This window comes from Prosthecobacter sp. (genome assembly GCF_044227185.1).
Classification (GTDB): domain Bacteria; phylum Verrucomicrobiota; class Verrucomicrobiia; order Verrucomicrobiales; family Verrucomicrobiaceae; genus Prosthecobacter.
Genome location: NZ_JBGAFO010000004.1, coordinates 304,365 through 319,393, shown reverse-complemented (window position 1 = coordinate 319,393; position 15,029 = coordinate 304,365). Strand labels below are relative to the sequence as shown.

Annotated in this window: 11 protein-coding genes; 3 read left to right on the top strand and 8 right to left on the bottom strand. The window is 60.8% G+C overall.

Translation table 11 applies throughout. The features are described from left to right. Positions 1 to 27: 27 nt before the first annotated feature. The 5 genes from ACILSQ_RS11915 to ACILSQ_RS11895 all read right to left on the bottom strand — a co-directional run bounded on the left by ACILSQ_RS11915 (position 28) and on the right by ACILSQ_RS11895 (position 3,795). Positions 28 to 1,221 carry a toll/interleukin-1 receptor domain-containing protein gene (locus ACILSQ_RS11915; protein WP_395743853.1) on the bottom strand — a complete coding sequence of 398 codons (1,194 nt, stop codon included), beginning with the start codon at positions 1,219 to 1,221 and terminating at the stop codon, positions 28 to 30. Between the two features lie 41 nt (positions 1,222 to 1,262). Beyond that, complete coding sequence (locus ACILSQ_RS11910; RefSeq protein WP_395743852.1) at positions 1,263 to 2,438, bottom strand: toll/interleukin-1 receptor domain-containing protein; 1,176 nt, start codon at positions 2,436 to 2,438, stop codon at positions 1,263 to 1,265. Between the two features lie 60 nt (positions 2,439 to 2,498). Next, positions 2,499 to 2,684, bottom strand: a complete 186-nt coding sequence (locus ACILSQ_RS11905) for a hypothetical protein (protein WP_395743851.1) — start codon at positions 2,682 to 2,684, stop codon at positions 2,499 to 2,501. Further along, the gene (locus ACILSQ_RS11900; protein WP_395743850.1) at positions 2,681 to 3,094 is read right to left on the bottom strand and encodes a hypothetical protein; all 414 of its coding nucleotides are present in this window, start codon (positions 3,092 to 3,094) and stop codon (positions 2,681 to 2,683) included. The genes ACILSQ_RS11905 and ACILSQ_RS11900 overlap by 4 nt, the downstream gene beginning before the upstream one ends. 221 nt (positions 3,095 to 3,315) lie before the next feature. Beyond that, a complete protein-coding gene (locus ACILSQ_RS11895) occupies positions 3,316 to 3,795 on the bottom strand; it encodes a hypothetical protein (RefSeq protein ID WP_395743849.1) in 480 nt (159 codons plus the stop codon). 366 nt (positions 3,796 to 4,161) lie between these two features. On the opposite strand from ACILSQ_RS11895, the gene ACILSQ_RS11890 reads away from it, so the two are divergent. After that, positions 4,162 to 5,649 carry a hypothetical protein gene (locus ACILSQ_RS11890; RefSeq protein ID WP_395743848.1) on the top strand — a complete coding sequence of 496 codons (1,488 nt, stop codon included), beginning with the start codon at positions 4,162 to 4,164 and terminating at the stop codon, positions 5,647 to 5,649. Positions 5,650 to 5,792: 143 nt separating this feature from the next. On the opposite strand, the gene ACILSQ_RS11885 is transcribed toward ACILSQ_RS11890, so the two are convergent. Beyond that, on the bottom strand, positions 5,793 to 6,542 hold the full coding sequence (locus ACILSQ_RS11885) for a c-type cytochrome (RefSeq protein ID WP_395743847.1): 750 nt from the start codon (positions 6,540 to 6,542) through the stop codon (positions 5,793 to 5,795). Positions 6,543 to 6,679: 137 nt separating this feature from the next. Between ACILSQ_RS11885 and ACILSQ_RS11880 the strand changes: the two genes are divergently transcribed. Next, positions 6,680 to 7,819, top strand: a complete 1,140-nt coding sequence (locus tag ACILSQ_RS11880) for a M20 family metallopeptidase (RefSeq protein WP_395743846.1) — start codon at positions 6,680 to 6,682, stop codon at positions 7,817 to 7,819. Positions 7,820 to 7,870: 51 nt separating this feature from the next. Here the strand turns inward: ACILSQ_RS11880 and ACILSQ_RS11875 are convergent, their stop codons facing one another. Beyond that, positions 7,871 to 9,349: a glutamate synthase subunit beta gene (locus tag ACILSQ_RS11875; protein ID WP_395743845.1), complete on the bottom strand. Its 1,479-nt coding sequence runs from the start codon at positions 9,347 to 9,349 to the stop codon at positions 7,871 to 7,873. A gap of 56 nt (positions 9,350 to 9,405) precedes the next feature. Next, complete coding sequence (gene gltB / locus ACILSQ_RS11870) at positions 9,406 to 13,992, bottom strand: glutamate synthase large subunit (RefSeq protein WP_395743844.1); 4,587 nt, start codon at positions 13,990 to 13,992, stop codon at positions 9,406 to 9,408. 172 nt (positions 13,993 to 14,164) lie between these two features. Here gltB and ACILSQ_RS11865 point away from each other — a divergent pair, with 172 nt between their 5' ends. Next, positions 14,165 to 15,028 (top strand): MBL fold metallo-hydrolase, encoded by an 864-nt coding sequence (locus ACILSQ_RS11865; RefSeq protein WP_395743843.1) that lies wholly within the window; start codon positions 14,165 to 14,167, stop codon positions 15,026 to 15,028. The last annotated feature ends 1 nt before the right edge of the window (position 15,029 follow it).

The following is a 15,029-nucleotide window of genomic DNA, read 5'->3' as shown; positions in this document are numbered from 1 at the left end:
CGCCAGAATGGGGTCAGGTGGTTTAGTTCACTTTGTTTTCCCTTCATTCAGCGTGCGCCCCACGGCCTTCTCACTCGCACGCAGATCCTTCAGCAACCGCGCAAACGCCGCTTCAAACGCATCATGGTCTTTCCAGTTCGTGAAATCCGGGATGAAGTACTGGCGCACTTCCACGGCGAGATCCTGCCCACCATCCGCATCGAAGCATTCCCATTCTTGCAGGGTGGTATAATCCACCAGCCCGATGGGGAACAACTTGCGTTTGCCTGTCTTGCGTTCCGCCTTCCGCGCCTTGCGAAGTTCGGTCATGACCCATTCGCTGAGAATGCTGGAAGGTGACAGCAGGATCAGCAACTTGTCATAGACCTTGATCGCCTCATCGATCTGCTCATTCAGCTTCTTGCCGCTCTGCATATCATGCGGGGCGAACCAGACGCGGATGTGCGCTTGTTGCAAACGACCATAGAGGCGGCGAGCGAACTCATCGTCTCTGCCGCTGTAGCTGATGAAGCAAGAGTAAAACTGAATGCCTTCCTCCGCACCGATAAGCGCCTTGGCATGAGTGAGAAAACTGTCCGGCACGCCGCATCCGCGCAGAAAAATTTCTGGAATCTGGCCTTTGGATTTGTAGAGGGTATCGATGCCGATGGAGGACGGTCCGGCATGCATCACACTGGACAGCCCCTGCGTTTGGCTGAGGTCCGTGTCTGCCAGCAGGGTGAAGTCAAACACAGCATCAGCAAAAATTGCCTCATCGAGACTTGCATGACAAAGGTTCGCTCCACTAAGGTTGGCCCCCGTGAAGTCAGCATTGCTGAGCACTGTACTCCTGAGGTTCGCGCCGGTAAGATCCGCGCCTCCGAAATTCGCGCAAATGAGTTCCGAAGCGTTGAGCCGCGCTTCGCCAAGCTCCGCGCCTCTGAAGTCTACGCCATTGAGGTCTGAGTGCCTGAGGTCTACGCACACGAGGTTAGCAAAGCTGAGATCTGCATGCTCGAAATTTGCATGCTCAAGGTTCGCAAAGCTAAGGTTCGCGCCTCCAAGTTTTGCGCAGCAGAGGTTCGCGCCGCGGAGGTCTGGCCACATACCTTGATTTCTTTCCCTCCAGGCATTCCAAATATCTACCCCCTGCTTCAAAATATTTAAGTGCTCTGGATCCGCCATGCCGCACCCCACCACAAACGGCTGCGGAGGCAATGATTTTTTCGGGAGGCCGAGCATGCGGGTCCTCCCTCGAATTGGGTCAGGCAGCTCAGTTTACTTCACCAAGCACTCCCCGCCGCCTTTTCACTCGCACGCAGATCCTTCAGCAGTCGCGCAAACGCCGCTTCAAACGCATCGTGGTCTTTCCAGTTCGTGAAATCGGGTATGAAGTATTGCCGCACTTCCACAGCGAGGTCCTGCCCACCATCCGCATCGAAGCATTCCCAATCTTGCAGCGTGGTATAATCAACCAGACCAATCGGAAACAGCTTTCGCCTGCCAATCTTGCGCTCCGCCTTCCGCGCTTTGCGCAGCTCCGTCATTACCCATTCGCTGATGATGCTGTCCGGTGACAGAAGGATCAGCAGCTTGTCATAGACCTTGATCGCCTCATCAATCTGCTCATGCAGCTTCTTGCCACTCTGCATGTCATGCGGCGCAAACCAGACGCGCACATGCTCCTGCTGCAGGCGCGCATGAAGGCGGCGTGCGAAATCGTCGTCCTTGGTACTGTAGCTGATGAAACAGGAATAAAACTGAATGCCGTCTTCCGCCCCCACAAGCGCCTTGGCTTGGGTGATGAAGCTCTCCGGCACGCCACAGCCACGCAGAAAGACTTCGGGGATCTGGCCCTTGGATTGGTAGAGGGTGTCGATGCCGATGGATGAGGGTCCCCCGTGTTCAACCAGATGCAGTTCTTTGGCCTGGCTGATATCAGTATTATTTAATGCCGTATTCCCTAATTTAGCTTGATCGAAAGTCGCGCCGTTAAGGTAAGCGCCATTCAGATTCGTGTCGACGAGGTAAGCGCCAGTGAGGTTCGTATCTATGAGGATCGCACTGCTGAGGTTTGCACTGATAAGGTCCGCCTCGCTAAAATCCGCACCGCTGAGTTCTGCGCTTCTGAGATCCGCATTACCGAGCCGCGCACGGTTAAGTTTCGCATCGTTAAGTTTCGCACCGTTGAGGCTCGCACCGACGAGATTTGCTCCAATGAGGTCTACGTCGTTGAGTATAGTACCGTTGAGATTTGCCCCACTAAGGTTCGCTTCTTTGAGGTCAGCGCACTCGACGTGTATGCCGCTAAGATCCGGAATTGTACCTTGATTGGTATATCGCCAGTCATTCCACACGGCCGCGCCCTTCTTCAAAATTTTCACATGCTTTGAATTCGCCATGTCCTCACCCCACCACAAACGGCTGCGGTGGCAATTGGAAACGGGTTTAGAGCGCAAAAAATTGACAAACCTAGCAACAGTCGCCCGCCGCACCCTGACTGACCCACAGCCCCGTTCTCAGTCACCTCCCACACCCTCACACGGACTCCCCTCCAGCACCTGCGTCTTCTGCTCCTCCGGCGTCGCCTTCGCATCCGGATTCAGCGTCATGATGTACGCCACCACGTCCCGCAGCATCTGGTCGTCCTCGATGAAGAGCGTCGTCACCTGCACCATCTTCGCACCATCCACCTCATCCTTCACTTCCCCTCGCGTCCCGGATCAAACGCAACCGTAACCCTCGCCTGCAGCCCCCCGCTCGCGTTCTCATACGCCCCGTCACCCACCTCATCCCAGGCTCTCCATGCAACCAGCCTTCGCTCCTTGTCGAACTCAAACATAAACACACCCTGGCCCGGAACATGAAAATGCCGGCGCGGGTCAGAAAGCGAGACAATCACAGGAAGCAGCGCGATGTCCCTGAAGAGGTGCTCATCCAGGGTCCGGTTAAATTCATCCTCCGTCATCCCAGCCCTCAGGCTCGTGAAGAACGCGTTGCTCTCAGCAAAGCTGGGTGGAGTTCTCACCCGGCTCGAACATGAATCGCCGGAAGACCTGAGTATCGTGACCAGAGCAACGACGACGGCAATAAAGATGAGAAGGTTCCTGCGCATGGCTGCCTGAGATGACCTGGTCCTGTACAACAATAACAATGCACAGGCATCCCACTTTATGCCACACCCCCGCAGCCCCTGTCGAGTCATAAAGCGCTTGAGCACCACTCCAACAGAACTCCGTACCGGGAGCGCCGGTTTTTAACCGGCTCAGTCGTCGCACCCAGAATGTACAAATAACACACCTGCTTTTCAGCATTCCGCATCCAACACCTTCAGGCTCACGGGCCCGCGTCCCGCGCCCGATAAGCCGCCTCCAACCCCTTCGCATCCACCTCCTTGCCCGTCAGCGTCAGCGACACCAAATGCGCCCTCAGCCACACCCCCAGCTTGCTCTTCGGCGCAGGCCACTGGCTCTCCTTCCCCCCGACCAGAAACCCGCTCACAATCCAGATCTGCCCGCTCGCATCCTTCGCAATCAGTTTCATCTGCAGGCTTCGGCGGCTTCCTTCCTTGATGAATTCGGTCGTCACCAGCGTGGCCTCGGTCTGGTCGGACAGCTTCACCGCCTCCACCACTTCCTTCCCCACCATCTGCAGCCGGGGATTCTTGCTCGCGCCCTTGGCCAGCTCCTTCGCAATCGTCTCGGTCGAGACATCATCAGCCGGAAATCGTTCCAGTGTCAAACCGATCTGCAGCGGCTCCCCCGTCTCATCGACCTCCGAAACACCCATGCCATCGCCTTGTCGGTAAACAGGCATCGTACGTTTGATCCCATCCAAACTCCGCCACCCCTTCGGAACCGCCATCCGCGCCACCTCCGAAGAAGCAGTTTCCCATCCGGGGGCATCTGCCGCGTAAACGACCTGACAAAGAGCGAGCAGTAATACCGTCAGTTTCATGAATGATGGGGCTGGGTGGCTTTTTCGCGCACAAAGCACGAAACACGGCGCTCCGTATGCCACTCTTTGCCTGAAAAGGCAACAGGCTCACCTCCCCACCACCCCAAACGGACTCCCCTCCAAAATCTGCCTCTTCTGCTCCTCCGGCGTCGCCTTCCCGTCCGACATCCGGCGAGAGACTCTCCGACGGGCGAACGTTCACAGCGCGGAGGAACCCGCCCCCATATGAACCTTCTGCATCCCCTCTTCTTCCTCGGTCTTGGCGCCAGTTCCCTCCTTTCAGGCGCACTGCCCCCGGAACCCATCGAGATCGGGCACGAGCCCCAGTTTGTTCTGGATCAGCAAAGGGTGGATACCACCTGGTCGCTGAAGCTGAAAGGCGAGCCTGTAAAACGGGTGATGCATCAGGCGCGCAAGCATCCGGGCAATCCCCTCATCACCGGCGATGACCCCAGCCACCTCTGGGTGCTGCGGGAGGCGGATGGAAAGTTCCGCATGTGGTATCAGGCCAATGTGAAGAACGCCGCCGTCTCCACGGGGAAGGGCATCTACTCCGTCTCAGTCGCCTACGCGGAGTCAAAGGATGGCATTCACTGGGAGAAGCCGGAGCTCGATCTTTTTCCTGATGCAAAGAAGTATTTTCTGCCGCGCAACTGCGTGATCCATCACCTCGACCAGCCGCAGTGCGAATCAGGCGCGCCGCAGATCCTTGAACTGCCGGAGAAGGACCGGCACGGCTACCGCTACGTGATGCATTACATGATGACCTCAGCCCCGATGAACGGCCTGCGCCTTGTCGGCTCCCACGATGGCATTCATTGGGATTTCGCGAAGGACAAACGCATCGCCAGGCTGCCGAGCGACACTCACAACACGCTGCATTATGACGCGAAAAGCGACGAATATGTCATGTTTTGTCGTTCCAAGCACATCTACCACGCCATCGGCCAGACCAAGGACCCGCTCAGCGGTGGCGAGTCACGCCGAGGCATCTCGCGCATGAGCAGCAGGGAACTGTGGACCGAATGGACCGTGCGCCCCCAGACGATCCTCATGCCCGACGAACGCGATGCGGAGCTGGGCTACAACTACTACATGGCCATGCCCGTGCATCGCCACGCCGGCATTTGGTGGGGCGTGCTGTCACCCTTTTTGTGGAATGATCTCTACGCCAGCGAGATCGCCTGGAGCCATGACGGCTGGGACTTCAGCCGGCTGCCCAAACGCGAGCACTTCATAGAATTTGGCTCCGAGGCCACGTTCGATCACTCCATGGTCGTCTGCACTCCGCGCTGGGTGGAGGTGGGCGATGAATGGTGGTTCTACTACGCGGGATTCGACGGCTCGCACGATGACGCAGCCGGCCGCAAAGGCGCCATCGGCCTCGCGACCCTGCGCAAGGAGGGCTTCATCTCCCAGCATGGCCCCAAAACCGGCGGAGTCGTCTGCACACGTGCGCTGCGCTGGCCCGGCGGTGACTTGAGCGTGAATGTCGATGCTCATGCGGGCGGACTGAAAGTGCGCGTCTCCGATGAACTGCGCAAACCCGTCTCCGGCTTTGATTACGCCGACATGCCCGTCTTCCAGGGCGATAGTGTCGCGCAGACGGTGAAATGGACCGGCAGATCCCTCGATGAGCTCAAGGGCCGCGTCATCCGCCTGGAGTTTCAGCTTCATGACGCCGATCTCTACACCTTCCGCGCGGTGCCATGATACAAGCCGGTGGTGAAGCGAGGCTTGCCGAGTGAGAACCACCGGATTATCCGGGACATGCATACAAGCTCAAGGTCGCATGCGGGAGCCGTGCGAGGGAGTTGCTCATGGCCTTGGGCTGTCTGCCTGGTGCTGGGGCACCCTCACCTCCCCGCGCTCTCAAACGGACTCCCCTCCAGAATCTGCCTCTTCTGCTCCTCCAGCGACGCCTTCGCATCCGGATTCAGCGTCATGATATAAGCCACCACATCCCGCAGCATCTGGTCATCCTCCACAAAGAAGTTCGTGATCTGCACCATCTTCGCACCGTTCACATCATTCTTCATCGCCCCGCGCTTGCCGGTCTTAAATTTCCTCAGCTGCTCCGCCAGATACCACCCCTGACGCCCGATCAGCGGCGGGCTGCCAAACGTCATCTCCCCGCTCCCATTGTAGCGATGGCACTCCATGCAGCGCTCCTGAAACAGCCGCATCCCCTCCTCCGCCTTCGCATCCGCCACCTCCCGGTCTTTTCCCATCGGCACCACCATCGGCATCTTCTCCACATGCGCGATCACCGCCTTGATCTGCTCCGGCTGCAGCGCCTTCGCCACCGCCGCCATCATGAAAGACTGCGGGTCCGCCGCATCCTGCCCACGCCGCCCCTCCCGCAGGTTCGCAAACTGCGTCGTCATGTACCACCCCGGCATCGCCGCAATGGAGGGCGACTTCAGCTCCACCTTCCCCTCACCCGCCGTCCCATGGCACTGCGCGCACACCGTCTGAAAGATCACCTTCCCATCCATGGACTGCGTCCCCGCCACCACCGGAGCCGCCGGATCAGCCGCAAAAACGCCACCCCCGCCAATACCAAAAAGCATGAGCGTCAAAAGTTGGAGTCGGGTGGTTTTCATGGGGCCAAAAAACGCCGTAAGTTGCACCAGGATTACAACAATGCCCCAAACATCCCTCCATTGCCAAATCCGACACACAACTACACAATTTCGGTGCACGCTTGCACCCCCCTCCGCCCTGTGCCTTTCTGCCTCCCATGGACTCCCTCCCTGCGAACGTCGTCGAACTCACCCAGGCCCTCGTCCGCATCCCCTCGGTCAACCCCGACGGCGATCCCGGCACCCCCTCCACCGGCGAAGAAGCCTGCGCCCGCTACGTAGCCGACTTCCTCCGCGCCTCCGGTGCCGAAGTCTCTCTGGACGAAGTCGAACCCGGCCGCCCCAACGTCATCGGCCGCTTCCCCACGCAGCCAGGCCCAAAACCCCGCATCATCTTCGCCCCGCATACAGACACCGTCAGCGTCGGCGGCATGACCATCGCCCCCTTCGGCGGCGAACTCCGCGACGGCAAAGTCTGGGGCAGGGGAGCCTCCGACACCAAAGGCCCCATGGCCGCCATGCTCTGGGCCCTCCATGAAATGCGTCACGAAATCCCCTCTCTCCCTGTCGAAGTTCACTTTGTCGGTTTCATGTCCGAGGAGAGCGCACAGCTTGGTTCTCAACACTTTGCGAAGCACCACGGCCGCTACGACCTCGCCATCATCGGCGAGCCCACCAGCCTGAAGACCGTCTTTCGCCACAAAGGCTGCCTCTGGGCAGACGTGCATACCAGCGGCGTGGCAGTCCATGGCGCCACGCCCGAGCTCGGTGTGAACGCGATCGTCAAAATGGCCAGGCTCGTGCACGCGCTCGATACCGAGTTCCGTGAAATCCTCGCGGAAGCCGGTGGCGTGGATGAATGGCTTGGTTTCAGCACCATCAATCTCGGCATGATCCAGGGCGGCACCCGCAGCAACATCGTGGCCGACTCCTGCAAACTCCGCGTGGACATCCGCACCACCCCCGGTCTCCACCATGCCGGTGGCGCGCTGGCTTTGCTGAAAGAGTTTGTGCACCGGCATGACAGGACCGCCCACGTCACCGTCGCCAGCGAAGCCTTCCACCTCGACACTGATCCCGCCAATCCCTTTGTGCAAAAGCTCATCGCCGCAGGTGCTGACCTCACCGGCGCTCCGTGGTTCTGCGATGCCGCCTTCCTCGCCGCCGCCGGCACTCCCGCCATCGCCATCGGCCCCGGCTCCATCGCCCAGGCCCACACGAAGGATGAGTTCATCGCCGTGAAAGACCTTGAAGACGGCGTGGCCTTCTTCCGCCGCTTCCTAACGAGTCTTGGCTGAACAAAAAAAACCCGGGGCTCAGAGAACCCCGGGTTTGAGAGAGGCACAAGATTACGGCAGGCTGGTCTCGCCCATCAGGTAGCGGTCGCACTCGCGGGCGGCGCCACGGCCTTCGTTGAAGGCCCAGACGACGAGGGACTGGCCACGGCGGCAGTCGCCGGCGGCGAAGACGCCGGGGATGCTGGTGGTGTACTTGTCGTGCTCGGCTTTGACGTTGGTGCGGGCATCGCGCTCGATTTTCAGAGCGTCGAGGAGAGGCTGCTCTGGGCCGAGGAAGCCCATGGCCAGCAGGACGAGCTTGGCGGGGAGGACTTTCTCCGTGCCCGCGATCTTCTGGGGTCCGAAGTTGCCTTTTTCATCCTTCTTCCACTCAACATTGACGACGTGGACGGCTTTGACGTTGCCGTCGGCATCGCCTTCGAAGTGGGTGGCGGTGGTGAGATAGACGCGGGGATCGTCGCCGAACTTGGCGGCGGCTTCTTCCTGGCCGTAGTCCATCTTGTAGGTCTTGGGCCACTCGGGCCATGGATTGTTGGCCGCGCGGCTGAGCGGCGGCTTGGCCATGATCTCAAGCTGGGTGACGGTGGTGCAGCCGTGGCGGACACTGGTGCCCACGCAGTCGGTGCCGGTGTCACCACCACCGATGATGACGACGTCCTTGCCGTCGGCGGTGATGTATTTGCCGGAGGGATCCAGCACTGCCTTGGTGTTCGCCGTGAGGAAGTCCATGGCGAAGTGGATGCCTTTGAGCTCACGGCCTGGGATTGGCAGGTCGCGAGGCTTGGTGGCACCGGTGCAGATGACGGTGGCGTCGAAGTCCTTCATCAGCGCCTCGGCGGTGATGTCGGTGCCGACGTTGACGTTGCACTTGAAGATGACGCCGCTGTCTTCGAGCAGCTTCACGCGGCGGAGAACGACTTCGTTCTTGTCGAGCTTCATGTTGGGGATGCCATACATGAGCAGGCCGCCGGGGCGGTCGGCGCGTTCGAAAACGGTCACGGTGTGGCCGGCCTTGTTGAGCTGGGCGGCGGCGCTGAGTCCGGCGGGGCCGGAACCGATGACCGCGACTTTCTTGCCGGTGCGCTTTTCAGGCAGGTCTGGCTTCACCCAGCCTTCTTCCCAGCCTTTGTCGATGATGCTGACCTCGATGTTCTTGATCGTCACCGGGGGCTCGTGAATGCCGAGCACGCAGGAGCCTTCGCACGGGGCGGGGCAGACGCGGCCGGTGAACTCGGGGAAGTTGTTGGTCTTGTGCAGGCGGTCGAGCGCTTCCTTCCAAAGGCCGCGGAAGACAAGATCATTCCACTCGGGGATGATGTTGTTGATCGGGCAGCCGCTGGCCATGCCGCTGATGAGGGTGCCGCTGTGGCAGAACGGAATGCCGCAGTCCATGCAGCGGGCGCCCTGGTTTTTCAGGCGGTCCTCAGGCAGGTGCAGGTGAAACTCCTTCCAGTCCTTGATGCGCTCAAGCGGATCGCGGTCGGCGGGGAGTTCGCGTTCAAATTCGATGAAGCCGGTTGGTTTTCCCATGGTCTCTTGTCAGTGAAAAGGTGATGTCTGCTGGTTTTTTGCGCGGGATGTCGATGCTAGCTGCCGCCGATACGGGCGACGTCGCGGGCGTTGGCTTCAAAGGCGGCGCTGAGGGCGTCGTCGCCGGTAAGGCCGTCCTCCTTGGCCTTCTTGATGGCCTGGAGCACACGCTTGTAATCTTTGGGCATCACTTTGACAAACTTGGGCACCATCTGCTCCCAGAGCGCGAGCACCTTGAAGGCTTTCTGGCTCTTGGTCAGGTCGGCGTGCTTTTTGATCAGCGCATAGAGGTCGTCGATCTCGGCCTTGTCCTCGAGTTTTTCCAGGCCGGCCATCTGCGTGTTGCAGCGGGTGGCAAAGTCACCCTCTTCATCCAGCACGTAGGCCTCGCCACCGCTCATGCCTGCGGCAAAGTTGCGCCCGGTGGTGCCCAGCACAACCACACGACCACCGGTCATGTATTCGCAGCCGTGGTCACCCACGCCTTCGACGACGGTGTCCACGCCGGAGTTGCGCACGGCGAAGCGTTCACCCGCGCGGCCGCGCAGGAAGAGCTCGCCGCTCGTGGCGCCATACAGCGCCGTGTTGCCGGCGATGATGTTGTCTTCGGCGGCAAAGTCGGAGCCTTCCGGCGGATAGATGATGATGCGTCCGCCGCTGAGGCCCTTGCCAATGTAGTCATTGCCGTCGCCTTCCAGCTCCAGCGTGACGCCCTTCGGAATGAAGGCGCCAAAGCTCTGGCCGGCGGTGCCGTTCATCTTCAGGTGCACGGTGTCGTCCGGCAGGCCGTGCCAGTGGCGCTTGGTGATCTCGTTGCCGAGAATCGTGCCCACGGTGCGGTTGACGTTGCGGACGGTGACGTTGGCGGTGACTTTTTCACCCTTCTCGATGGCCGGTTTGCACAGGTCCAGGAGCGTGGTGATGTCCAGCGAGCGGTCGATGCCATGGTCCTGGATTTCGGTGCAGTAGCGGCCGACTTCCGGGCCGACGTCCGGCTGGTAAAGCAGGTTGGAAAGGTCGATGCCGCGAGCCTTCCAGTGGTCAACGGCGGCGCGCGCTTCGAGGACCTCGGTGCGGCCCACCATTTCCTGAATGCTGCGGAAGCCAAGATGGGCCATGAGCTCGCGCACTTCCTGGGCGATGAAGCGCATGAAGTTGGCCGCGTGCTCGGGATCGCCGCTGAACTTGGCGCGGAGCTGAGGATCCTGGGTGGCAACGCCGACGGGGCAGGTGTTCAGATGGCAGACGCGCATCATGATGCAGCCCAGCGTGACGAGCGGAGCGGTGGCAAAGCCAAACTCTTCGGCGCCAAGGAGCGCGGCGATAACGACGTCACGACCAGTCTTCATCTGGCCGTCTGCTTCGACGACGATGCGGCTGCGGAGGTTGTTGAGGACCAGCGTCTGATGTGTTTCGGCGAGGCCGAGCTCCCAGGGCAGGCCAGCATGTTTCACGGAGGTCTGCGGAGAGGCTCCCGTGCCACCGTCAAAGCCGGAGATCAGCACCACGTCAGAGTGAGCCTTGGCCACACCGGCTGCGATGGTGCCGACGCCGACTTCAGACACGAGCTTCACGCTCACGCGTGCTTCGCGGTTCGCGTTCTTCAGGTCGTGGATGAGCTGGGCGAGATCCTCGATCGAATAGATGTCATGATGCGGGGGCGGGGAGATGAGGCCCACGCCCGGCGTGGAGCCACGCACCTTGGCGATCCAAGGATAGACCTTCGTGCCAGGAAGCTGGCCGCCTTCACCGGGCTTGGCGCCCTGGGCCATCTTGATCTGGATTTCGCGTGCCTGGGAGAGGTAGAGACTGGTGACGCCGAAACGGCCGGAGGCCACCTGCTTGATGGCGCTGTTCTTGGAGTCGCCTTTCTCGTTGGTCCAGGTGTAGCGCTCGGGGTCTTCGCCGCCTTCACCGGTGTTCGATTTGCCGCCGATGCGGTTCATGGCGATGGCGAGAGACTCGTGCGCCTCCTTGGAGATGGAGCCGTAGCTCATGGCGCCCGTCTTGAAGCGCTTCATGATGGACTCGACAGATTCGACCTCTTCGATCGGCACGGACTTGCGCGCCTTGAACTCCAGCAGGCCGCGCAGCGTGTAGAACTGCTTCACCTGCGTGTTCACCAGGGCGGTGTACTGCTTGAAGGTCTCGTAGTTGCCGGTGCGCACTGCTTTCTGCAGCGTGTGGATGGTCAGCGGATTGAAAAGGTGGGCTTCGCCTTCTTTGCGCCACTGGTAGTCGCCGCCGACGTCAAGGGCGTGCACCTGGGAGTCGCGCTCGGGGAAGCCGCGCATGTGGCGCTGAATCGCCTCTTCGGCGATGACGCGGATGTCGCTGCCTTCCACACGGGTGGCGGTCCAGGTGAAATACCTGTCCACCACGCTCTTGCTGAGACCCACGGCTTCAAAGATCTGCGCACCGCGATAACTCTGCATCGTGGAGATGCCGATCTTCGAGGCGACCTTGATGACGCCCTTGGTGGCGGCCTTGATGAAATTGTACACCGCCGTCTTGTGGTCCACTTTGACCAGCAGGCCCTGACGGATCATGTCATCCAGAGTTTCGAACGCGAGGTAGGGATTGATCGCGCCGCAGCCGTAGCCGATCAGCGTGCAGAAGTGGTGCACTTCGCGCGGTTCGCCGGACTCCAGCACCAGGTCACATTGCGTGCGGGTGCCCTTGCGGATCAGGTGGTGGTGCAGCCCGCCCACGGCGAGCAGCGCCGGGATGGCGGCCTTTTTGGCGGACACGCCGCGGTCGGAAAGGATGAGGATGTTCCAGCCCTGGGTGATGAGTTCGTCAGCCTTGAGGCAGATGTCAGCCATGGCTTTTTCCAGACCGGCAGCGCCCTGCTCAGGATCGAACAGGATGTTGATGGTGGCGGCCTTGAACTGGCCATGCGCCACGTTCTTGAGCTTGGCCAGGTCTTCATTGCTGAGGATCGGCGTCTTGAGTTCGATCAGGTGGCAGCTCTCAGGCTTTGGATCCAGCAGGTTGCCTTCCGCGCCGATGGTGGTGATCGGAGAAGTCACGATTTCTTCGCGGATACAGTCGATCGGCGGGTTGGTGACCTGCGCGAAGAGCTGCTTGAAGTAGTCGTAGAGCAGCTTGGACTTGTTGGAGAGCACAGCGAGCGGGATGTCCGTGCCCATGGAGCCGATGGCTTCCACGCCGTCGCGGCCCATGGGGACCATGAGCTTGCGCAGGTCTTCAAAGCTGTAACCAAACGCCTGCTGGCGCTGCAGCATGGTCTCGTGGTCCGGCGGAGCCACAGGCTCGCCGTCCTTGATGTCGGCCAGCTTCACCAGGTGCTTGTCCAGCCAGTCGCGGTAAGGCTTCTCTGCGGCAATCTTTGCCTTGATCTCATCATCCGGGACGATGCGGCCCTCTTCCATGTTCACGATGAACATCTTGCCGGGCTGCAGGCGGCCTTTGAGCTTCACGTTTTCAGGAGCCACGGGGAGCACCCCGGCTTCGGAGGCCATGATCACCAGATCGTCCTTGGTCACGTAGTAACGGGAGGGGCGCAGACCGTTGCGGTCCAGGGTGGCGCCCATCATGGTGCCGTCCGTGAAGGCCACGGAAGCGGGGCCGTCCCAAGGCTCCATGAGGCAGGAGTGGTACTCGTAGAAGGCCTTGCGCTTGTCGTCCATGGACTCATGGCCGCTCCACGGCTCAGGAATCATCATCATCATGGCATGCGGCAGCGAGCGGCCGCCCATGACCAGGAGTTCCAGCACGTTGTCAAACATGGCGGAGTCGGAGCCGCTTTCGTTGACGATGGGGAAAAGCTTCTTGACGTCCGGGAAGAGGGGGCTGGCCAGCAGGGACTGGCGCGCCTTCATCCAGCTGATGTTGCCACGCAGCGTGTTGATTTCGCCGTTGTGCGCGATGTAGCGATAGGGATGCGAACGCTCCCAGCTCGGGAAGGTGTTCGTGGAGAAACGGGAGTGCACCAGTGCGAGGGCGGACTCCATGTCCGGATCCTGCAGGTCCAGGAAATACTGGCCCACCTGCTCCGGCATGAGCATGCCTTTGTACACCAGCGTGCGGGAGGAAAGGCTGGAGCAGTACCAGAAGCTGTCCGCATCCGCCGTGCGGATGGCGGTCACCGCGCGCTTGCGGATGATGTAGAGCTTGCGCTCAAAGGTCTGCTGATCCGCGCAGTCGGCACCGCGCTGGATGAATCCCATGCGCATGAAGGGCTCGCTGGCCTTCGCCGTGAGACCGATCATGGAATTGTCCACCGGCACGTCGCGCCAGCCCAGGACCTTTTGGCCTTCTTCCTCGGCCACTTTTTCAAAGATGCGCGCAGCGGCGTCGCGCTGGGCCTTGTCCGGGGAGCAGTACGCCATCGCCACGCCGTAGTGGCCTTCCGCCGGAAGGGTGATGCCGAGGGGCGCGGTGACCTTGCGGAGGAACTTGTCGGGCACCTGCATGAGGATGCCGGCGCCGTCGCCCGTGTTTTTTTCGCTGCCCACCGCTCCACGGTGATCCAGATTGATAAGAATCGTCAGCCCCTGTTGTACTATGGAGTGAGAACGTTTGCCCTTCATCTGACAAATGAAGCCGACGCCGCAGGCGTCGTGCTCGAATTGCGGATCATAAAGGCCTTGTTTCGGGGGTAGTCCGTGGTTTCTCATTTTTGCGTCAAAAGGGGGTCCGCATTTAGGCCATGCGGGGAAGTAAATCAACAAGCATTCCACCGGCCAAGATGGCGGCTATTTTAAATCCCGGAGGGAGATTTTGGCGGTTGTCTGTCTGGCGGGGCTCATCCGCCTTGCATCCGGCGGGGCAAGCCGTTAAAAACAGGCCATGGTGCGTCTTACAATTCTCGGCAGCGGCAGTTCGGGGAACTGCGCCGTCATTTCGACGGAGCGCACCACCCTGCTGCTGGATGCCGGCCTCAGCGCCAAGCAGATCTGCCTGCGGCTGGACGCCTGCGGCTTCTCCCTGGACATGCTGGACGGCATTCTGCTGACGCATGAGCATCAAGATCATACGGGTGGGATCGAGGTGCTGAGCCGGAAACGCCAGGTGCCCCTCTTCTGCACGGCGCTGACGCAGGAGACGCTGGCGGGCAGCCTGGGCTTCCGCAAACCGCCCGCCTGGAGGCTGATGACCACGGGGGCGGCTTTTGAGTTTCAGGACCTGCGGATCGAGTCCTTTCCTGTGCCGCATGATGCGGTGGACCCGGTGGGTTTTGTGATCGCGGATGAAGAATCCAGGCTGGGAGTGCTCAGCGACGTGGGTTTTGTGACGAACCTGATCAAGGACCGGCTGCGGAACTCGGACAGCCTGTTTATCGAGGCCAATTACGACACGCAGCTCCTGGAGAACGACACCAAGCGCCCCTGGTCCACGAAGCAGCGCATCAGCTCCCGTCACGGCCACCTCTCAAATGAACAGGCGGCCGAGCTCGTGCGGGAAGTGGCCCACCCCGGTCTGAGCCACGTGGTGCTGGGACACCTGAGCGACGACTGCAATGACCCCGCCACGGCCTCCCGTTACATCCGGCAGGCGCTGGATACTGCAGGCGCCCCCGAGGCCCGGGTGATGTGTGCGGAGCGCCACAAGCCCACGCCCACCATTGAGGTCGTGCGTCGTCGCAGCGGCAGCACGGTGAGCTTTTGCATGGCTGCCTCAGCGGACTCCACCGGGCAGCTGGCCCTCTTTTAGT

Excerpts from the sequence above, each read along its gene's own strand:
- ACILSQ_RS11915 (WP_395743853.1), bottom strand. The coding sequence starts at position 1,221 with ATGCTCGGCCTCCCGAAAAAATCATTGCCTCCGCAGCCGTTTGTGGTG.
- ACILSQ_RS11900 (WP_395743850.1), bottom strand. The coding sequence starts at position 3,094 with ATGCGCAGGAACCTTCTCATCTTTATTGCCGTCGTCGTTGCTCTGGTC.
- ACILSQ_RS11895 (WP_395743849.1), bottom strand. The coding sequence starts at position 3,795 with ATGCCTGTTTACCGACAAGGCGATGGCATGGGTGTTTCGGAGGTCGAT.
- ACILSQ_RS11890 (WP_395743848.1), top strand. The coding sequence starts at position 4,162 with ATGAACCTTCTGCATCCCCTCTTCTTCCTCGGTCTTGGCGCCAGTTCC.
- ACILSQ_RS11885 (WP_395743847.1), bottom strand. The coding sequence starts at position 6,542 with ATGAAAACCACCCGACTCCAACTTTTGACGCTCATGCTTTTTGGTATT.
- ACILSQ_RS11880 (WP_395743846.1), top strand. The coding sequence starts at position 6,680 with ATGGACTCCCTCCCTGCGAACGTCGTCGAACTCACCCAGGCCCTCGTC.
- ACILSQ_RS11875 (WP_395743845.1), bottom strand. The coding sequence starts at position 9,349 with ATGGGAAAACCAACCGGCTTCATCGAATTTGAACGCGAACTCCCCGCC.
- gltB (WP_395743844.1), bottom strand. The coding sequence starts at position 13,992 with ATGAGAAACCACGGACTACCCCCGAAACAAGGCCTTTATGATCCGCAA.
- ACILSQ_RS11865 (WP_395743843.1), top strand. The coding sequence starts at position 14,165 with ATGGTGCGTCTTACAATTCTCGGCAGCGGCAGTTCGGGGAACTGCGCC.